At 59.9% G+C, this 19691-nt stretch carries 20 protein-coding genes and 1 tRNA gene; 9 read left to right on the forward strand and 12 right to left on the reverse strand.

Annotated features, from left to right (window positions below; translation table 11 throughout):
- The first annotated feature begins 52 nt into the window (after nucleotides 1-52).
- From ACM64M_RS07750 to ACM64M_RS07780, 7 genes are all read left to right on the forward strand, one after another.
- Nucleotides 53-286: an isopropylmalate isomerase gene (locus ACM64M_RS07750; protein ID WP_416228106.1), complete on the forward strand. Its 234-nt coding sequence runs from the start codon at nucleotides 53-55 to the stop codon at nucleotides 284-286.
- Between the two features lie 11 nt (nucleotides 287-297).
- The gene (leuD, locus tag ACM64M_RS07755; protein ID WP_416228107.1) at nucleotides 298-897 is read left to right on the forward strand and encodes a 3-isopropylmalate dehydratase small subunit; all 600 of its coding nucleotides are present in this window, start codon (nucleotides 298-300) and stop codon (nucleotides 895-897) included.
- 13 nt (nucleotides 898-910) lie between these two features.
- Nucleotides 911-1909, forward strand: a complete 999-nt coding sequence (locus ACM64M_RS07760) for an NADPH:quinone oxidoreductase family protein (protein WP_416228108.1) — start codon at nucleotides 911-913, stop codon at nucleotides 1907-1909.
- An 80-nt stretch (nucleotides 1910-1989) separates the two neighbouring features.
- Complete coding sequence (locus ACM64M_RS07765; RefSeq protein ID WP_416228109.1) at nucleotides 1990-2313, forward strand: DUF1476 domain-containing protein; 324 nt, start codon at nucleotides 1990-1992, stop codon at nucleotides 2311-2313.
- 4 nt (nucleotides 2314-2317) lie between these two features.
- A complete protein-coding gene (locus tag ACM64M_RS07770; protein WP_416228110.1) occupies nucleotides 2318-2551 on the forward strand; it encodes a BolA/IbaG family iron-sulfur metabolism protein in 234 nt (77 codons plus the stop codon).
- A gap of 39 nt (nucleotides 2552-2590) precedes the next feature.
- The gene (grxD, locus tag ACM64M_RS07775; protein WP_416228111.1) at nucleotides 2591-2923 is read left to right on the forward strand and encodes a Grx4 family monothiol glutaredoxin; all 333 of its coding nucleotides are present in this window, start codon (nucleotides 2591-2593) and stop codon (nucleotides 2921-2923) included.
- A 302-nt stretch (nucleotides 2924-3225) separates the two neighbouring features.
- Nucleotides 3226-4041, forward strand: a complete 816-nt coding sequence (locus tag ACM64M_RS07780; RefSeq protein WP_416228112.1) for an NUDIX hydrolase — start codon at nucleotides 3226-3228, stop codon at nucleotides 4039-4041.
- Nucleotides 4042-4102: 61 nt separating this feature from the next.
- Here the strand turns inward: ACM64M_RS07780 and ACM64M_RS07785 are convergent.
- Nucleotides 4103-4179, reverse strand: a tRNA-Arg gene (locus ACM64M_RS07785).
- A gap of 58 nt (nucleotides 4180-4237) precedes the next feature.
- Here ACM64M_RS07785 and ACM64M_RS07790 point away from each other — a divergent pair.
- Nucleotides 4238-5005 (forward strand): queuosine precursor transporter, encoded by a 768-nt coding sequence (locus ACM64M_RS07790; RefSeq protein ID WP_416228113.1) that lies wholly within the window; start codon nucleotides 4238-4240, stop codon nucleotides 5003-5005.
- Nucleotides 5006-5015: 10 nt separating this feature from the next.
- Here ACM64M_RS07790 and ACM64M_RS07795 read toward each other — a convergent pair whose 3' ends face one another.
- The 11 genes from ACM64M_RS07795 to ACM64M_RS07845 all read right to left on the reverse strand — a co-directional run bounded on the left by ACM64M_RS07795 (nucleotide 5016) and on the right by ACM64M_RS07845 (nucleotide 17763).
- Nucleotides 5016-6590, reverse strand: a complete 1575-nt coding sequence (locus ACM64M_RS07795; RefSeq protein ID WP_416228114.1) for a Ppx/GppA family phosphatase — start codon at nucleotides 6588-6590, stop codon at nucleotides 5016-5018.
- Nucleotides 6587-8818, reverse strand: coding sequence for an RNA degradosome polyphosphate kinase (locus tag ACM64M_RS07800; protein ID WP_416228115.1), 2232 nt, complete (start codon nucleotides 8816-8818; stop codon nucleotides 6587-6589). The genes ACM64M_RS07795 and ACM64M_RS07800 overlap by 4 nt, the downstream gene beginning before the upstream one ends.
- A 174-nt stretch (nucleotides 8819-8992) precedes the next feature.
- Nucleotides 8993-10066 carry a P-type DNA transfer ATPase VirB11 gene (gene virB11, locus ACM64M_RS07805; protein ID WP_416228116.1) on the reverse strand — a complete coding sequence of 358 codons (1074 nt, stop codon included), beginning with the start codon at nucleotides 10064-10066 and terminating at the stop codon, nucleotides 8993-8995.
- A 19-nt stretch (nucleotides 10067-10085) separates the two neighbouring features.
- The gene (locus ACM64M_RS07810; protein ID WP_416228117.1) at nucleotides 10086-11207 is read right to left on the reverse strand and encodes a TrbI/VirB10 family protein; all 1122 of its coding nucleotides are present in this window, start codon (nucleotides 11205-11207) and stop codon (nucleotides 10086-10088) included.
- 49 nt (nucleotides 11208-11256) lie between these two features.
- Complete coding sequence (locus ACM64M_RS07815; RefSeq protein ID WP_416228118.1) at nucleotides 11257-12048, reverse strand: TrbG/VirB9 family P-type conjugative transfer protein; 792 nt, start codon at nucleotides 12046-12048, stop codon at nucleotides 11257-11259.
- Between the two features lie 80 nt (nucleotides 12049-12128).
- Entirely contained in the window at nucleotides 12129-13337 is a 1209-nt protein-coding gene (locus tag ACM64M_RS07820; protein ID WP_416228119.1) for a type IV secretion system protein, read from the reverse strand.
- Entirely contained in the window at nucleotides 13334-15781 is a 2448-nt protein-coding gene (locus tag ACM64M_RS07825; protein ID WP_416228120.1) for a VirB4 family type IV secretion/conjugal transfer ATPase, read from the reverse strand. The genes ACM64M_RS07820 and ACM64M_RS07825 overlap by 4 nt, the downstream gene beginning before the upstream one ends.
- Before the next feature lie 33 nt (nucleotides 15782-15814).
- Nucleotides 15815-16099, reverse strand: a complete 285-nt coding sequence (locus tag ACM64M_RS07830) for a type IV secretion system protein VirB3 (protein ID WP_416228121.1) — start codon at nucleotides 16097-16099, stop codon at nucleotides 15815-15817.
- 22 nt (nucleotides 16100-16121) lie between these two features.
- On the reverse strand, nucleotides 16122-16451 hold the full coding sequence (locus tag ACM64M_RS07835) for a TrbC/VirB2 family protein (RefSeq protein WP_416228122.1): 330 nt from the start codon (nucleotides 16449-16451) through the stop codon (nucleotides 16122-16124).
- Between the two features lie 44 nt (nucleotides 16452-16495).
- Nucleotides 16496-17149, reverse strand: coding sequence for a lytic transglycosylase domain-containing protein (locus tag ACM64M_RS07840; protein ID WP_416228123.1), 654 nt, complete (start codon nucleotides 17147-17149; stop codon nucleotides 16496-16498).
- 203 nt (nucleotides 17150-17352) lie between these two features.
- Complete coding sequence (locus ACM64M_RS07845; RefSeq protein WP_416228124.1) at nucleotides 17353-17763, reverse strand: tetratricopeptide repeat protein; 411 nt, start codon at nucleotides 17761-17763, stop codon at nucleotides 17353-17355.
- A gap of 335 nt (nucleotides 17764-18098) precedes the next feature.
- Here ACM64M_RS07845 and ACM64M_RS07850 point away from each other — a divergent pair, with 335 nt between their 5' ends.
- Nucleotides 18099-19658: a hypothetical protein gene (locus ACM64M_RS07850; protein WP_416228125.1), complete on the forward strand. Its 1560-nt coding sequence runs from the start codon at nucleotides 18099-18101 to the stop codon at nucleotides 19656-19658.
- Nucleotides 19659-19691 lie beyond the last annotated feature (33 nt).

A 19691-nucleotide genomic window follows, 5' to 3' on the forward strand; every position in this document is an offset into this window, starting at 1 on the left:
GCGATACGCAACTTTGCTTGAAACCCCCGTCCCGCAGGAGCATGGTCTGATCATGACCGACAAGAACCCCGACAACACCCACCCCGATGCATCCAGCAAAGAACCGGGAAAGCACAGCACCGCCCGCAACGCCGCCATCGGCGCAGCGGCAACCATCGGTTCTGCGGCTGTCGCGGCAGCGCTGCTCTATGCAGGCAAGCGCTTTCTGAAAAACCCGGACAGCAGCAAGACGAGCACCGGCCAATCGGGCACGGTCCCCTCGGGCGAACCACCCGAAACGGACTGAGGGATCGCATGATGGAACCTGTCGCTCGGGTCGCGGGCCGCGCCATCCCCTTTGGTGCCAAAAATGTCGATACCGACATCATAATTCCGGCAAGATGGCTCAAGACCATGTCGCGTGAGGGGCTTGGCCAAGGGGCGTTCGAATCGATCCGCGCGGTGCCCGGCAATGTTTTTGATGCACCGGAAAATGCCGGTGCTCCGATCCTGATTGCCGGTGACAATTTCGGTTGCGGTTCCAGCCGCGAACACGCCGCATGGGCGATCCTCGACCTTGGCATTCGCGCTGTCATCGCGCCCAGCTATTCCGACATATTTTCAGGCAATGCAGTGAAGAACGGCATATTACCGATCGTTCTACCACAGGCTGCTATCGACCGATTGATGGAAGTCGCGCGCGCTGGAGAACCGATTGACATTGATCTCGATGCTCAAACCGTCACTACGCGGTTTCAGGACCGCTTCACTTTCGAAATTGATCCCTTTCGAAAACATTGCCTGCTGAACGGGCTCGACGAAGTGGCCATGACGCTGGAGCGGCACGACGCTATCGGCAAATTTGAAAGCCGCCGCGACCAAGCCCATCCGTGGCTGGCGCAAGGCACTGCAATTTAAGGAAAGCGACCCCATGAAAGCCATCCAGACCCATGAAATCGGCGGCCCCGAAACCTTGAGGCTCGATGAGATCGACACGCCCGTGCCAGGTAAGGGCGAGGTGTTGATCGCAGTAAAGGCCTGCGCCATCAACTATCCCGATACGTTGATGATCCGCGACCTCTATCAATTCAAACCCGAACGCCCCTATTCCCCCGGCGGCGAAATCGCCGGAGTGGTCGAAACGGTTGGCGAAGGGGTCGAGGGTTACAAGGTTGGCGACCGTGTCATGGCCGGGATCGGCAACGGGGGCCTGCGCGAAAAAGCTATTGTGCCAGCTGGCCGGATGTTTCCGATCCCCGACACTGTGCCGTTTGAAAAGGCCGCCTCGCTGCTGATGACTTACGGCACCACGATCCACGGGCTGAAAGACCGCGGCCATATCAAAGCGGGCGATGTCGTTCTGGTGCTGGGCGCAGCCGGCGGGGTTGGACTTTCCGCAGTAGAGCTTGCCAAGGCATACGGCGCGCGTGTCGTCGCGGCAGTATCCAGCGAGGCGAAAGGCGAGGTTGCCCGCAAAGCAGGCGCAGACGAGGTGGTGATTTACCCGCGCGAGGAAATGGACAAGGACGCATCGAAGGAACTGGCCAGCAAGTTCAAGGAAGCCTGCGGCCCGACCGGAGCCAATATAGTCTATGACATTGTCGGCGGCCAATATTCCGAGCCTGCCCTGCGCGCGATTGCTTGGGAAGGGCGTTTTCTGGTGGTCGGCTTCCCGGCGGGGATCGCCAAGATGCCGCTCAATCTCACCCTGCTGAAAAGCTGCGACATTTGCGGCGTGTTCTGGGGTGCTTTCACCGCGCGCGAACCGGCGAAGTTCGTGGCTCAGGTGCAGGAATTGTTCGCTTTGATGCAGGACGGCAAAATCGACCCGCTGGTTTCCGAAACCTTCCCGCTCGAACGCGCGGGCGAAGCCATTGCCAAGCTTGAAAACCGTGAGGCCGTGGGCAAGCTGGTCGTGACCATGGATTAACCCGCGTTTGCAGTGGCCGCGCGCTTGCCGTGGCCGCAGCGCGCCCCTATTTCACAGCCATACTTTCAAGAGGGACCGTCATGACCAATTTCAAGGACCGCGAACGCGCCGAAGAAGCCAAGTTCGCTATGGACGAAGAGACCGCGTTCCGCATTGCGGCACGGCGCAATCGGCTCTTGGGCGAATGGGCGGCAGGGGTGATGAACCTCACACCCGAAGAAACCGACGCCTACAAGAAAGCGGTGGTGCAGGCTGATTTTGAAGAAGCAGGCGATGAAGACGTGATCCGCAAATTGCTGGGCGATCTGACCGCTGCCGAAACCGACGTGAGCGAGAGCGATATTCGCACAAAGCTTGAAGAAATGACCATCGAGGCCAAACGCCAGATGATGGGCGAGGCCTGATCCCATGCCCATGTCCGGCGCAGATATCGAAGCGGCCATTCTGACTGCGCTTCCCGGTGCAACAGTGGAACTGCGCGATCTCGCCGGGGACAACGATCATTGGGCCGCCACGGTCACCGCACCGCAATTCTCCGGCAAGAGCCGCGTAGCTCAGCACAAGATGGTCTACGCGGCGTTTGGCGACAAGATGGGCGGTGAACTGCACGCCTTGCAAGTGACCACGGTGGTCCCCACGTAATTGGCAATCCATTCCAACCGATATCCAAAGGCCCCAATCATGGCTGATACCAATTCCCGTATTTCCGCAATTGTCGCCGAGAATGACGTCGTTCTGTTCATGAAGGGCACGCCCCTGTTCCCGCAGTGCGGATTTTCCAGCCGCGCGGTTGCGATTCTCGACCATTGCGGCGTCGCCTATGAAAGCGTTGATGTGTTGCAGGACATGGAAATCCGTCAGGGGATCAAGGCGTTCTCCGATTGGCCGACCATCCCGCAGCTTTATGTAAAGGGCGAATTCGTCGGCGGCAGCGACATCATGATGGAAATGTTCGAAGCTGGCGAACTCAAACAATTGATGGATGAACAAGGCATCGCCAAAGTCGAAGGCTGAACGCATTCGCGTTCTTCAGCGTCTTGGCAGGTCAAAAAAGAGGCCGCCTCGCTGTACCAGGCGAGGCGGCTCTTTCTTGCACGGGGAAGTGAAACCGTAAGACCAGGAACGTTTCACTTCAGAATTGAAGACCACTTGCTTCGCCGTCTCATATGCATTGGCCATGCCAAAATCAATGATGTTATTTTTTTCAATGTGTTACATGGTTTCATCAAGTTAACCATGGGCCAAAATGTAAGATATGCCGACAGTGATGCGCAGCGCCCTTGGCAAGTCGCGGCGCGCGCGCCATCAAAGGCTGTATGATCACCGATTCCTCATCCGCCTCCTCCTCCGCTTCCAATGGTCCCGAAGGGATACAGGCAGCGACGATCATTATTTTCCGCGATTGCCCGGCGGGCGGCGCGCCGGAGATCCTGATGACCGTGCGGTCGCGCAACATGACCTTTGCGGGCGGCATGGCGGTGTTTCCCGGTGGGCGCGTCGATCCGGCCGATATTGAACTGGGCACGGCTGTGTCCGCCGAAATGAACGGTGCGATCGCTCCAGATGAAGCCGCACATCAAATCGCTGCAATCCGCGAAACTCTCGAAGAAACCGGACTCGCGCTGGGACTGTCTGGCGAAATATGCGCGGATAGCGCGGCAAAGGCGCGTGCGATGATCGCGCAGACAGGCGCGCTTGCCTCGGTGCTCGATGCGTTTGGCTGGTCGCTCGACCTAGCGCAGATCATCCCCTTTGCGCGCTGGTTTCCCAAGAATGAGAATATCACGCGGGTTTACGACACGCGGTTTTATCTCGCCAATCTCGGCACTGGCGCGGTGGATGTCTCGATTGACCATTCCGAGAACACGCGACTGTTCTGGACCAGCGCGCAGGGAGCTCTGGATGCTGCGGATTCTGGCGAGATCAAGTTGATTTTCCCCACCCGCCGCAATCTCGAACGACTCGCGCTCTTCGCCAGTTTCGAAGAAGCGCGCGCACAGGCTGAGGCGATCCCGGTCAAGACCATCGTTCCCAAAGTGGACAGCAGCAGCGGCCAGCCAATGCTGACGATCATGCAGGATGCCGGTTATCCAATCACCGCCGAATTGCTGGAAACCGTGGCACGGGGATAGCTGCGCTGCCCGCCTTTCGACCGCGCCAAGCGGTGCGGCGGCGACGGAGATCAAGAAAATTTGGCGCGCCCTGCAGGAGTCGAACCTGCGGCCTCAGGATTAGAAGTCCCGTGCTCTATCCAGCTGAGCTAAGGGCGCGTTGCTGGCTCCAATAGCGCGCTTTGCCCGGCATTCAAATCACGCTAGATCATGAGCGATGGAAAACACCCCCGCTGCGCCTGACGGTGCACCCGATATGGCTGCTGCATTCGATTATGATGCCAGTGATGGGATCACCGCGACAAGCCGCGCGCCCGCCGCTTTCCGGTTCTACGAATATGTCATGGCGGCGTTTGTCGCCATCCTGCTGCTTTCCAACATTATCGGCGCGGCAAAGCTTTCGACGGTCGCAGGTTTTACATTCGGCGCAGGCATTCTGTTTTTCCCGGTCAGTTATGTCATCGGCGACGTCCTGACCGAGGTCTATGGTTATGCCCGCGCGCGCCGCGTGATCTGGACCGGCTTTGCCGCGCTGATTTTCATGGCTTTCATGAGCTATGTGGTGGTCGCCATGCCGCCCGCCGCATCATGGGACGGGCAAGCCGCCTATGAGCAGGTTTTCGGCAGCACATGGCGGATCGTGCTCGCTTCGATCCTTGCGTTCTGGGCGGGCGAATTCATCAATTCCTTCATCCTTGCCAAAATGAAGGTGTGGACCAAAGGCAAAGCGCTGTGGTCGCGCACGATTGGTTCAACGGTGTTCGGGCAGGGTGTCGACAGCCTGATATTCTACCCCATCGCCTTTCTCGGCATCTGGACGACGCAGGACGTGTTGACGGTGATCGTCACCAACTGGCTGCTGAAAGTCTTGTGGGAGGCCGCGCTGACCCCAGTGACTTATATCGTCGTGGGACGTCTGAAGCAGGCCGAAGGCGTCGATCTGTTTGACACTGACACCGATTTCTCGCCCTTCGCAGGCAAGTAATCCCCTCGGATCAGGCGTCTTTGTCGGTGCGCAGCTGCTCATCCGGCACGATCTCGACTTTCCATTCGCGGCCCAGTCGTGCGGCGAGCAGTTTCATATCCTTTTCCGTCGAATAGCCGAACAATGCAGCGTGACTGGTCGCTAGGCGCAGCACCAATGCATCGTCTTCCACCAGCAGTCTGCTGACCTGTAAGGATCGCCGCGAACGCGCGCCCAATCGCCGCGCCAATCTGATCGCCAGTCCCCAGCAGATCGCCTCTTCCAGTGCCTCTTCACAGGCCAGCGCCTGAACATCGCTGGGCAGGTCCAATGCATTGCCATTGGCCGCAATCGCCGCTGCCAGCATCGCCCGTTCGGCCCCGCTAACCGCAATCCAGCGCTTGTGCATGGCCCAGTCTATCGCCTGCGGCAGACGAATGTTGGGCTCTATCTGCATCGAGGCAAGCGCCAGCATGGTCGCGGCCAGTCTTAGCCTTTCGCTGCCATGCTTGCGCGACGGCGCGGCATCGACGGTCCATGCAGCAATGCGGGTCGCCAGCGTGGGCGGAGCGCCGCGCTGGGTGGCGAACACCGAAATCCCCGCCAGCAGCGGATCCCGCGCCTTTCCATGCGGGGGCAGACGGTCATAGAGCAGCCCCTCGCGCAGGCCCCATGAAGAAAACACCACTGCGCTGGGCTGCAATTGCGCCAGCAAGGCCTGCAGCAAAATCGCCGCGTCGGGCAGCTTTTCGGCGCGCATCGCAGAAATTCGCTTGCGGTTCTTCAAATTGTCCTGCGGTTCTTCGATCAGCAGTTCGGTCAGGCTGCGCGCGCTATTAGGGTCGAGTTCAAAGCCATGCGGATCAGACAGGGGATGCCCACGCGCCTGCATCGCAAACACCGCCATTGCTCGCCATGTCCCACCGACAAGATAGAGCGGCGTGGGCACATGTCCTGACTGGCTGGCAAGTCCCCACCCCGCCTTTGCAATCACCTTTTCAAGTTGTGTTTGCATGTCAGTGCTGGTGTTCTTGCCGCTGTCGCCGCGATATTCCGGCAATCGCAGCGCCCCCAGCGGCAGCGAAACCGCCCCCGCTGTTTCCCCATCGACAAGCGCAACGAGTTCAAGGCTGCCGCCGCCCAGATCGGCAACACTGCCCCCTGCCCCCGGACCGCCAGCATTTGGAAAAGCGCCGAGCACGCCGCTTGCGCTGAGCCGCGCCTCTTCTTCCCCAGACACGATACGCGGATCGTAACCGAGCGTACGCAACCGCGCGATGAAATCCGCGCCATTGCTGGCCTCGCGCACGGCGGCGGTGGCGACGGTTTCGACGTCCGCTATCTCCAGATCATCGATCAGCAAGGCAAAGCGGGCCAGCCCGCGCATCGCCGCATCAATCGCCTCATCCGCCAGAGTGCCGCTGCGCGCAATATCACGGCCCAGCCGGGCGGTGACTTTTTCATTGAGCAGCACCGTGGGTGCGCGCATTGATCCGCCATAGATCACCAGCCGGACCGTGTTGGACCCGATGTCGATAATGGCGCGTTCGGGCGTGTTGCCTGCAAAGATTCCGTCGCGGTCGCCCCGCTTGCGTTTCGAATTCATCCAGCGCGGCCCTTACGCAGCGACAATTTGGGAACCGCTCCGGCCTCCAACGCCCCGCCGCGCCCGGATAGCGAAGGGTTGGTCATGAAATAACGGTGACAGTTGAACGGCTTGCCGTCGGTTTCGACCCGCGAATAGCTGCCGTCGCCATGCAGCCACCAGCTTTGTTCGGTATCCAGCATATTGGCGAGCAGCACCTGTTGCAGGATCTGGTCATGCACTGTCCGGTTGCGGATCGGAATCAGCGATTCGACCCGCCGGTCCAGATTGCGGCCCATCAAATCAGCCGAAGAAATGAACAGCGCCGCGCTTGGGCTGGGCATGGCGTGACCATTGGCAAAGGCATAGATGCGGCTGTGTTCCAGAAACCGCCCGATGATCGATTTCACGCGAATATTCTCGCTCAATCCGGGAACACCGGGGCGCAGTGAGCATATGCCGCGCACGATCAATTCCACCTTCACGCCCGCATCGCTGGCCGCATAGAGCCGGTCGATCATGCCCGCATCGGTGATCTGGTTGCATTTCATCCAGATTGCCGCGGGCTTGCCCTTGCCCGCATTGGCAATCTCTGTGTCGATCCGCCGGTAAATTTCCTGACGAAGATCAAGCGGTGCAATCGAGATCAGCTCAAGTCCATGCGGTTCGACATAGCCGGTAACAAAATTCATCATCTTTGCCGCATCGCGCCCCAATTTGGGGTCAGCGGTGAAAAAGCTCATATCGGTGTAAATCTTGGCGGTCACCGGGTGATAATTGCCGGTCCCGAAATGGCAGTAGGTGCGAAACCCGCTCTCCTCACGGCGCACAACCATGGCTACTTTGGCGTGGGTTTTCCAATCGGTGAAACCATAGATGACCTGCACGCCCGCGCGTTCAAGTTTGCTCGCCCATTTGAGGTTCTGCTCTTCGTCAAAGCGCGCTTTAAGCTCAACCACGGCGGTCACCGAAATGCCTGCTTCGGCTGCTTCGATCAGCGCGTTGATCACCGCGCTTTGTGTGCCTGCGCGGTAAAGCGTCTGCTTGATCGCCACCACATCGGGATCGGCGGCAGCCTGACGGATAAAATCGACCACCACTTCAAAACTTTCGTATGGATGGTGGATGATGATGTCCTTGTCGCGGATCGCAGAAAAGACATCGCCATCGTGTTCGCGCACGCGTTCGGGATAGCGCGGGGAATAAGCATCAAATTTGAGGTCAGGTCGGTCCTCGCCAACAATTTCGGAAAGCCCGTCAATCCCGATCATACCGTCGGTCTTAATTACGGCGGCTTCATGCACGCCCAGTTTTTCCAGCAGGATCGCCTCGCCCTTGGGGTCGAAATCATCCTCCAGTTCCAACTGAATCACCTGACCGCGCCGCCGCCGCTGAATCGCGCTGCGGAAGGTCCTCACCAGGTCTTCGGCCTCTTCCTCGATTTCGATATCGCTGTCGCGCAAGACCCGGAACAGGCCGTCGCCTTCGATTGTGAAGCCGGGAAACAGCTTTTTTGCATAGCGCTGAATCAGGCTGGCGATGGAGATATACAGCGCCTCTCCCGGACCCGCCCCTGATGCGTCCCCATTGGTATCGGGAACGCGGACGAAACGCGGCAGCGCGGTCGGGATCAGGATCATCTCAATGATCTGTTCCTTATCCGCGTCGCGGGTAAGGGTGAACAGCAGCCCCATCCCTTCGTTATGGACAAACGGAAACGGATGCGCCGGATCGAGCGCCTGAGGGGTGATAACCGGCAGAATCTCTTCGAGGAAAAACGCCTCCAGCCATTTATGCGCCGCCGGTTTGACCCGCTGTTCATCGGCAATGTGGATGTCGGCTTCGGCGAGCGCGGTGCGCAGATCGCGCCAGATGTTCTGTTGCTGCGCGGACAATTGCGCCAGCTTTTCACGGATTGCAGCGAGCTGCTGCGTTGGTGTGCGGCCATCGATCGCCGGTTTGTCGATGCCGCGCTGCGCCTGACCGACAAGGCCAGCAACGCGGATCATCATGAATTCATCGAGATTGCTGCCCGAAATCGACAGGAACCTGAGCCGTTCCAGCAGCGGATATTTGCTATTAGCGGCCTCTGCCAGCACTCGCTCGTTAAAAGCCAGCCACGACAGTTCGCGGTTAAAATAGGCATCGGCGCGCGGCAATTCTGCATCTGAAGCGGGCGCATCGGGCAGCGGGGCAATCCGGCTGGTGGCCGAAACATTGGATGTGCTGGTCGGTAACTGACTGCTCATAGTTTTCCTGCGCGGCTTACATTGCGAAAATTGGCCCGAAGGGAAATGCGCCCAAGTCCCTTCGGTGCGCCATGTTCGCAGCCGCAAACCGTGTAAATCACCAAAGGGTGCTTGTCACAAGATTGTCAATCGCGGGCGCAGCCTAGCGGGCAACGGTGCCGCGCGAATGTCCCGCTATAACAGTGAGCGGCTGTCCGCGATTGCCGTTATCCCGCGCTTTCCATTGGCGTCGCGGCCCAGTTGCACCAGCACATCGATCACGCTGGCGGCATAGGCGATAGTATCCGACCGAGTTAGGCCGATGCCGGTTTGCATCACCATCAGCGACAATTGTTCGAGCGCCCCGCGCAGCGAATTGGCGTGGATCGTCGAAAAACTACCCGGATGGCCCGTGTTGATCGCGCGCAGAAACGATACGCTTTCCGCGCCGCGCAATTCGCCCAGCACGATCCGGTCGGGGCGCAGCCGCAGTGCTGCCTGAAGCAATTCGTTGGGTGTGACCTTGGCCTCTCCCAGTTCACCCTTCACCGCGACCAAACCGACCGAGTTCTCTCCCGGAAATTTAAGCTCGGGCGTGTCTTCGACCAGCACCACGCGCTCATGCTGTGGAATTTCGCCCAGCATGGCGTTGAGGAACGTCGTCTTGCCGGTGCTGGTGCCCCCTGAAATCAGGATCGTACGGCGGTGCCGGATCGCCTCGCGCAGATATTCGATCGGTTGAAATTGCGGATCGGGCAATTCGATCACCGCCTCACCTGTAAGTGGGCCGGTGTCATAGGCATCGAGCGGCAGGTCGAGTCGGCGGTGGCGGCGGATCGCCATGATCCAATGCTTGCGGCTGGCGGGCGGGCCGCAAAACTGAATGCGCGCGCCGTCAGGCAGCGTTGCGCCAAGCAGCGGGTGTTCGCGGTTGATCCCCTGATGGCTGACCCGCGCAACCTGTTCAGCCAGACGCTGAACCAGACGGTCATCGATTTCGGGCGTGATGATTTTCTTGATGCCGGGGTCAGAGGCGTCCTCAACCCACACTTCGCCGGGGCCGTTAACCATGATCTCGGTCACAGTATCACGGTCCAGCCAGCGTTTGAACGGGGCGAGATAGGCATCGAGATAGACGCTACGCTCTCCGACGATAGCAACGGGGGCGCCCACCGCAGGATCGGAACCCTCGCCGCCGCCAGTCGCGCTCGCTGTAGGTGAGCCAGCCCGGCCGGAACCGGGGGAGAAAGGATGAATATCAGCGGCCATCAGTCATGTCGCTATCGCGTCACTCGCTGACGGTGCTGAAATCGAGATCGCGCGCGGTAAAGACGCGGATCGGTTCGCCCATGCGCACGCGGATGGTTGGCCCGATCTGGCCGTCTTGCTGCGCCGCGATGCTGGCAGCGCTCTGCCCTGCTCCGCCAAGAATGACAGAGGTGCCGCCTGATGCAATCGCGCCAAGCCCGCCAATCACTGACAACAGCATCGACGATCCAAACCGGCGGAAGAAGTGATTGTTGACATCGCCTTCAAGTCCGGTGGTGCCGTCGAAACCAACTGCAGGGGATGCAATATTGACCGAAGCGCCATCGGGCCGGATGAGCCGCGTCCAGATCACATAGGCGCGTTTCTGACCTTGCTGCACGCCCGATTGATACTGACCGATCAACCGAGACGAGCGCGGGACCAGCACACGCGAGCCGTCAAAGCTGCGCACGTCCTGGCTTACCACGGCGCGGACATAGCCCGGCACATCGGTGTTGATCGCGGTTTCAAGGACCGCCGGAATCATTGTGCCTTCGGTCACGGTGGTGGCCGGATTGACCATCGCGCGCGCCTGAGCCGGAGCACCGCCAACGCCGCCGAGCCGGCTGGCAAAGGCAGCCGCTGCGCCGCCCGCACCTGAATCGCCCGTCGCAGCGCCGCTTGCCGGACCATTGCCCGGCGCGATTTCGCCCGCCCGCGCGGCTTGCACCGCACGGCTAGCGTCAAAAATCAATTGCGGGCTGGCATAGGGATTGGTTGACAGTGCGGGGTCGATACCAGGAGGGTTGGCAAGGATCGGAGCCGGGGCAGGATCGGGGCGCGGCGTCACCGGAGCGACCGCGGGCTGCGGTGACGGGACCGCTGCCGGAGCAGCGGCGACTTGCGCGGGCGCCGCCTGACCGCCGACTGTTTCGGGTTCGGGCACCTGCGCTGCATTCATCGCCCAGAACGTCGTCGCCCCAAGCAGACCCACGATTGCCACACCGGCGGCAAGGCCTAGCCCTTCGGTCTTGGACTTTCGCTCAACCACAGAGGAAAACCCGCTGCGGCTCGCCAGGTCGATGACCTCAGCGGATTCGCCCTCACGCGGGTCACCGATATTCTCGTTTCCGTTGTCGCCCTTCTTGGGCGGAAGACGCATGGCAAGACGCATTATTTCATCTCCAAAGCGAAAGTTTCAAACAAGACAATCATGATCCGAGCGGGCCGCCCTCATTGCCGGGGCGCGGTCCGCCTGCACTGCGCGGTCGCGGGGCATCGGTGTTGGTCAATGTAGCAGTATCGCGGCCGGAGCGCAGGATAATTTGCGCCGGAACCCCGTCCAGCACCACGGTGTCGCCGCGAACGGTGAAATTCACCGGCCCTTCGACACCATCAGAATTCGTCACAAGGATCGCCGGGATCGCCGTCCCTGCAGGCCAGGTCAGGAACAGCGCATCGCCGTCATCATAGGCGCGCGCAGGCAGCAGACCGGCTTCGCCCGCGCCTGCCCAGCTGAAATTGAGCGCGGCAGGGTCGCTGACCGCATAGGGATCGTTGGCAGCCGCAAGCTCAACCGGATTGGCCTGTTCCTGTTCGGCGGCCTCAGCGGCGGCGAGTGCGGCTTCGGCCTGGGCGGCCTCCAGCTCCGGATAGCGGAATTGCAGCACGTAAAGCGGCGAATTGCGCGGGGAGGCGACAAGGTCGAACAGATAGGTACGGCGGCTCGTCACCACAGTCATATTGGTGCGCGCGCTGGGCTCCAGCGGTTTCACGAACAGGATCGTTTGCGCCTGATTGGGCTGAATTTGCCAAGCGTTGCTGTCACCCACGGCGACGTTCTGAATCGATTCGTCAGGTGCGAATTTGATCGTGGTTTGCACCCGAACCTTGCCATTAATGGTGACGACCCGGCTTTCATCGAATGTCAGCGTGACCAGTCGGGGATCATTTGCCCGCGATTCCTCGGCAGGCTCAGCCGATTCTTGGGCGGAGACGGGCATGGCAAAGGGCGCTGCGATTGCTAGCGCAATGCAGGCCATCGAACATAATAAGGAAAGCCGAAGCTGACCGGCACTAAACATTATCGTGTCTCCGGTTTGGGGGCGCTGTTACGGGCGCTTTGCGCGGCGCTGCTTGAACCGGCTGAACGAAACCGATTGCCGATCCCGCGTGTGCGTGACGCGGCAGGTCCGACAGATGCCGCTGCGCCGCCGCCCGTTGTTGCGGTGTAGATCCGCGTTTCCCTTCCGCCGCCCGTGTTGCCAACAGGGCCAGTGTCATTGGCTGCCATCGCCGCAGGAACTTGCACGTCGATGCGCCGCTGAACCGCCGCCGCCGATGCAGCCGGAGCGATCTGCGAAGCGCGATCTGGCATGGCTGCAGGGACGGAAGCAGGCGGCATACGGGCGGTATCTATCCCGCGATCATCGCTGATATTAGGGGCTGCTAGGCCGAACACCGTCCAGCCGCCAACCATGCTGGTGGCGACCTTGAGCACCATCAGCATGAGCAGGACATGGACAAAGCCGACAACGAAAAACGCCATCGCCGCTTGCTGATCTATCTGGCCTGGAACCGCGACCAGCGCGGCGAGGATGGGCACCGCCATCTCGAGCATGATTGATCCGCCCACGACCGCAAACAGGGGAGCGATCGCCAACATTACCAAGCCCTTGAGCCAGCCGACAAATAGCCCGCGCGTGCCATTGAACAACGCCAGAACCACGAAAATCGGCCCGATCGCGAGCAACAGCGCAAGGCCAATCCGCGCCGTGACCAGCAGGCCAACGGTGCCCAGCAACAACAGCATTGCGCCCGCCCACATCATGCCCGGCGGCGAAAACAGGCTGATATTCTCCTGCCCCGTGCTCGCCTGCTGAACCGCAAGGAACACAATATCGAGCTTGGTCGCAAAAGTCGCCGTCGCTTCACCGTCACTATCGGTCAACACCCCGGCGAGCCAATCCGGACCCAGCACGAAAATGTTGTAGAAGAAACTCTGATAAGCGACGAAACTGGTCACAAAAGTAAGCACCAGCCCAACGGTCATCATCTTGGGGATCAATGTGCGGACCGACAGATTGGACCGGCCAATCATCAGGCTGATGCCGAAAAACGCGACATACATTGTTAGCAGCACGGTCAGGACGATGGCGAGTTGACCCTCTTCGCCAAACAGCCGGTTAAACGCCTGCTCGCTCACCTGGCTGGCGATACAATCCACCGCTGTCAGCGCAGCGGCAACGCCCGTTCCCATGTCCTGGGAGGCAAGATCGCAGCTCGTCGTCATTCGGCCGCCTGCCAGACGGGAATGCCGTCCTCGTCAACTTCGCTCGCACCATCGGGCCACGCGCGATTGGTGAGCGCGGGATACCAGGCGCTGGGATCATCGCCCACCGCTTCGCGCAGCAAGTCAAGCCGCCGCACCGACGCCTCACGCCCGGAAAGGATCGTAAGCACTTCGGGCGCACCGGACAGATCGAGCCTGACGACAACGCTCGCATCGGGTTGACGCACCAGAAAACAGCGCGAATGCGCGGGCAGAGTGCGGATCAACGCCAATTCGTGCGGCGTCAGGCCAAAGCCATCGCAATAATCTTCGGGCCGGGCGCGGCTGTTGGGCATGAACACCATAGTGGCGGTTTGTTCGACCAGTGCAGTCGAAATGCGACTCTCCAGAGCATCGCGCGCCGACTGGGTGGCAAATCCGACCAGCGCATTGCGTTTTCTCAGGGTCTTGAGCCAATCGCGGATGCGCGCAGCGAACACCTCATCATCCAGCGCCTTCCACCCTTCGTCGATCAAAATCATGGTCGGCTCACCGTCGAGGCGTTCGTCGATGCGGTGGAACAGATACATCATCGTCGGCGTGCGCAGGCGCGGGTTTTCCAGCAGCTGCGTCATGTCGAAGCCCAGCACCCGACTTTCCAGATCAAGCGCGTCGCGTTCATTGTCGAACAGCCATGCATGTTCGCCGCCGTCTCCGCCCGGATTGCCGATCCACGCGCCCAGCCGGTCGGCCAGATCGCCCGGTTCAGGACGCCGCGCGCCTGCCAGCAATTCCTTGAAATGACGAAGGCGCCGCAAACTGGGATCATTGGCGTAGGTTGCATCAACAGCCGCGCTGATCGTTGCATATTCCTCTGGCCCGTCCGCTTTCAGCAGCACGCCCAACCAATCGCGCAAGAACGCCTTGTTGCTGGGGGTGTCGGGCAGCGCGAGTGGGTTGAAGCCGGTCGGTTCACCCGGATTGATCCGGTCATAACGTCCGCCGATGCCGCGAATGAACAGCTCCGCCCCGCGATCCTTGTCGAACAATATTGTGCGCGGCTTGAATTTCTGCGCCTGCGCGGCAAGGAAATTCATCACCACCGTCTTGCCCGAACCCGACGGCCCGATGACCGAAAAATTGCCAAGATCGCCGTGGTGAAAATTAAAGAAGAACGGGGTTGCGCTGGTCGTTTCCAGCAAAGTCACCGCATCGCCCCAATGGTTTCCACTGGCCTGCCCAAGCGCAAAGCCATGAAAGCTGCCAAAGCTCGCCATATTGGCCGAGGAAATCAGCGCGCGGCGTACGATGTAATCCTCGTTTCCGGGGAATTGACCCCAGAATGACGGTTCAAGATTGGTATCTTCGCGCACTGCAATCGCGCCAGTATCAGCCAGGGCAGCGGTGCAGGCGGCAGTTGCCTCATCGAGCCGGTCGAGCGAGCGTTCGCGCACCAGCACGGTGAGATGATGATCGCCAAACCCGACGCCGCCATTGCCCAGCGCATCACGCGCAGCCATCATGTCGCTGCGTTCGGCGGCAGCCTCTTCATCGACAGAGCGCGAGCGGCGCAGCGCCAGATCGATCCGTTCGCGCGCCGTCGTGCGCTCATTGGGCGCATAGCTTTCGGTCACGATCATCTCATACGGCAACCTCAGCAAGCCATCGAGCAGGCCTGGCGAGGTCGCTTCTGGATAATCCTTAAGGCCCAGAATGGCAGAAAAGTCGGGGTTACCGCTGCCCCGCAATTCCATCGCATCCAACCCGAAACTGGCGCGGCGATAGGGCAACATATGGCCGATATCAGTATCCGGAGCGGGCCGCCGCACGGGCCGCATTTCGCCATTGTACAGCGCCGAGAGCAGCTCCAGAATTTCGGAATTGGTGCCGTCGTTGCTTCCCGGTGCGCGGTAATCACCCAGCACCGCTGCGCCGTAAGCCGACAGCGAGGCCACAAGTCCGCTGATCGCGGCTTTGAGGCTGCGAATATCCTTGGGGTCGGCTTCGAGCTCGTCGCTGCCTTGGCGTGAAAAGAATTTGCTCAACCGTTCAGGTAGGCCCGTCTTGCCGCGCGCAGGACGGCGGATCAGGGTGACGAACTGGTCGTTGATAAACAGCGAACCGCCAGCCAGCCGTTCTTTCCACCGGGTATCGATATGGCGCGAAAGCGGATCGGGAAATTCGGCGTCAAGTTCCACCTCGACCCGGCGGCGGATAACGTGATGATACAGTACAAACCGCGCATCTAGCGTCGATCGCAGCACCACCTCGCGAGTGGCAGTGTGGGCATTAAGCGCGTCGGAATCCTCGGTTTCAAACAGCAGGCCCGGCACCTGTATGGCGCTCATCACCGACCCATCGCGCAACAGCACGGTGTTTTCGTCGACCACCCGCGCATAAGGCAAACGGTCGCCGACGCGCGCTTCCTTCGCGCTCCACGCAGCAGGTCCGATCCATTTCACCATATCCGGCCCTCCTTAAGAGGCCTGTTTGTTCACTTACGGCGCGTAGCTGTTGCAGCCCCAGCGCTTGAAATTGGGGACGCGCGGGCATTTCGATACTTTGGTAATCCAAAGGTCAAAGATACGCGGCTCGCGCAGAGACACAAAATAGCCAATTACATGCATGACAATCGGCACGGGTACGATCCAGTATGATTTTACCAGCAGGAACGCGATCGTCGTCACCATCATGTTGATGACGAAAAAGTTCATCGTCACGCCCATGAACATCTGTGGCCGCGTCAATGCGCGGTGGACAGGATGGCGGATGAGATCGTTCATTTATTTTTCCCTGCCCAGTGGCCTACGCCGTGCCGGCGATACCGGCGACGATCACAGGAGCGCCGAAAATGATAAACACGCCGATGATAACCGTCGCGCCAAACCGCCAGTTCATCCGCCCGGTCAGCATCATGAAGCCAACTGCGGCGACCGCCATCACAGCGAGGCTTGTCGCTATCGGGCCCAGCAGAATGCTTTGCATCCACACCACCGCATTGGTGATTGGCCCGGACCCTTGCGGTTGGTTCTGCGCATACGCCGTAGCGGGCATCAGAAAGACGGCGAGCAGCGCCGCAAATCTGGCAGCAACAGTGACCGGATTGGCGGCCAGATTACGAAAAAGCGAAGTCATTGTCGGTTCCATTGTCCTTTGAACTTTATTCATCGCGCAGAGCATTACGGCGCGCCCGGGCGCGAATGGCTTGCAAGCCGCCCCATGATTGCGGCCACATATTGCCGGGTTTCGCGGATATTGGGAATGCCGCCAGCGCGAATAACTCGCCCCGGTCCGGCGTTGTAAGCGGCGAGAGCTTTTTCCAGATCGCCATCGAAACGGTCGAGCTGTTCGCGCAGATAGCGCGCCCCGCCCTCCAGATTCTGCATTGGATCATCGGGATCGACGCCCAAATAACGAGCCGTGCCCGGCATCAACTGCGCAAGCCCGCGCGCACCCGCGTGGCTTACGGCATTTTCGCGCCAGCGGCTTTCCTGCCAGACCAGCGCTTCGAGCAGACTTGGGCTAAGGTCAAAACGCTGCGACAATTCATGGATTTTCGCGGTGTAGCGCGGAGGAATGCCAGCCGCGTGTGCAGCTGCATTACCGATGATCCGGTCTGGCACCATCACAGCGCTCAATTCGGTCCACGCCGACTCTGTTGCAGCGGGGTCGGTTGCCGATGAGCCCGGCAAATCGCCGCTGGACGCAGGAACGCCGCCAGCAACCCAGCGGGCGCCGTTAGCGTCCAATTCCATCACATCCGCCTGTGCATTTGTCGCAGCCAAAGCCAGCGAGGCGGCAATGCAGTAAAAGCTCGCACGAGCGAGAATCATTCCGGGCCCTCCAGAAACTCCCCCTTGTCTATCGTAAATGACAAGCAGGTGACAGCTTTGGGTTTGGCGCGGCGGAATATGGCGCGGCAAGGCCATATCTACGGGCGAGAAATATGCGGTCTATCACTGCTGCGAAGCAGCGATTGCCTCAGGGGTCAAATGGGGCGGTCAGGCCTTCGAGCCCGAACCGCCCCCATTGCGGGTTAGCGCTGATTCATTGTCAATTGATCGTTGCCTGAGCCAGCAGGCCGGAATTCGCCGCGTGACAACATGGCCAGTGCTCGTCGTGCCAGACGGCGCGAGTCGGTCGCACTGCCATTCGCCGTTTCGAGCTCAACCACTTCGCGCGCTTCGAGCGCGGCCTCAAAGCTCTTGCGCGCTTCGGCGATGCTGCCGCTTTGCGCATAGGCAATGCCAAGATTGATCAGCAGCGCCGGATCGCCAGGATATTCTGCAAGTTCAGCCTTGAGCATCGCAATTGCGCGGACGCTTTCGCCGTCGGCAAGCGTTTCGGCAGCCAGCCCCGCATCCGCCGAAACCACGGCAGATGGGTCAGAAGTTTGCGCCATGGTCACGCTTGCCGCGAACAATGCAGTCAGGCCAACAGGTGTCATTATCGACAGAGTCATACTCATGCCCTCCTTTTCAATATGAACAAGGTGGAGCAGGTGGCGGCAGGATGCAACCAAAATGTCATATTGTAATATAAACGTCATTTTGGAACGCAGGTTTGATATATTTCAGTTACTTAAAATTGTCATAAACGATCAATGTGCCACGGCTTGTACGGTTTGGTTATGTCATATTTGTCTTTCTTCGGTCATATGACAGCTTTGTAGGGCAAACTGTAACCCTGCAAAAATTCTGTCACATCCGACCCCTAGCGCCCCAATTGCGCACTCACTCAACGCGCTTTGTTGATTCTCGGTTTTTGAGGGGACCGCTCGCTGTGAAAAATATCCAACGCACTCTCGTCCTTGGCGCCAGCATGATTGCTCTTGCTGGTTGCGGAGCAGACGAAATCGTCTCGCCCGGCACTAGCGGCGACATTATCATTAACAATCCGGCGCCGACGCCGACACCGACGCCGACCCCCACGCCGACTCAGGCGCTGGTAACCCCGGCTGCTGGTTGTCCGACGATTGCTTCGACCGGCGGTCTGGCCGATGTTGGCACGATCTCCGGCCCGACCGGTACCTATCGCGTCTGTCAGTTGCCGACCACGTTCAACGCTGACGACAATCTGCCGTTCATCAACGGCCTGCTCTACCAAGTTTCAGGCCGGACCAACGTCGGCACCGATCAGGGTTTTGCCAGCACCGGGACGGACGTCACCGTATCGATCGAACCGGGCGTGATCCTGTTCGCACAGGCGGAATCGTTCTTCATCGTCAATCGCGGAAACACGATTTCTGCGAACGGCACAGCGACCAATCCAATCATCTGGACCAGCCGCGACAACGTGCTTGGTCTTTCCAGCGATTCCAGCGATGCGCAGTGGGGCGGCGTCGTGCTGCTCGGCCGCGCGCCGGTTTCGGATTGCTCGGACGGCACATTCAACACCACTGCCAACCCCAATGCCAACCCGACCTGCCAACAGCAGCTCGAAGGCACAACGGTTGCCACTCCCTTTGGCGGGACCAATTCGGCCGATTCGTCCGGTTCGTTCACGTTCAACCAGATCCGCTATTCGGGTTTTGAGCTGCAGCAGGCCAACGAACTTCAGTCGCTGACAACGGGCGGAATTGGCTCGGGCACGGTCATCAACAACCTGCAATCGTTCAACAGCTCGGATGACGGCGTCGAATTTTTCGGCGGCAGCGTCAACATCAGCAACCTTGCGGTTATCGGGGCTTCGGACGACTCGCTTGACGTGGACACCGGTGCGCAAGCCAATGTTGAAACCGTTGTGGTTGTGCAGCGCGCCAACACTGGCGACAGCATTATCGAGCTCGATTCGCCGGGCGGTGAACAGGCCACTCCGGGCAATGCAATCCCGCAGACTGTGTTCCAGGTGAACAACGCCACTTTCGTTCAGCGTTCGTCGGCTTCGAGCCAGGCTGTTCGCGCACGCGGCGGCGCGGCCTTGAGCCTGACCAACGTCGTGATCGACATCGACAGTGCGGATGACAATTGCATCCGTATTGACGAACAAATCACTCTTGATGCGATCATCGGTTTCGACTCGGTGGTCTGTGACGGCGGAACCCGTCCGGTTCGCGGTTCGGGCGTTACCGATGCTGCGGTTCAGGCGGTTGTCGATGCTGGCACGAACAACAATGTGCTCGCCACGCTGACGCTGTCGAACGGTATTGTGAATGGTTCGTTCGAGAACGGCATTACGCCGTTTGCAGCCAATCCGGCTCGTTCGACTTTCTTCACCAATCTGGCCTTCATTGGCGCCGTCCAGACCGCAATCGCCGATGATTTCGGTGGCTGGACCTGCAACTCGTCGATCCTCGACTTTGGCAGCGCTGCTGGTGCTTGCACCTCGCTGCCGGTCAGCTGATCGCGCCTTTCGAATTGTGGGGGGCGCCGCATC

The sequence above is a fragment of the Qipengyuania sp. ASV99 genome (genome assembly GCF_047872805.1).
Classification (GTDB): Bacteria; Pseudomonadota; Alphaproteobacteria; order Sphingomonadales; family Sphingomonadaceae; genus Erythrobacter.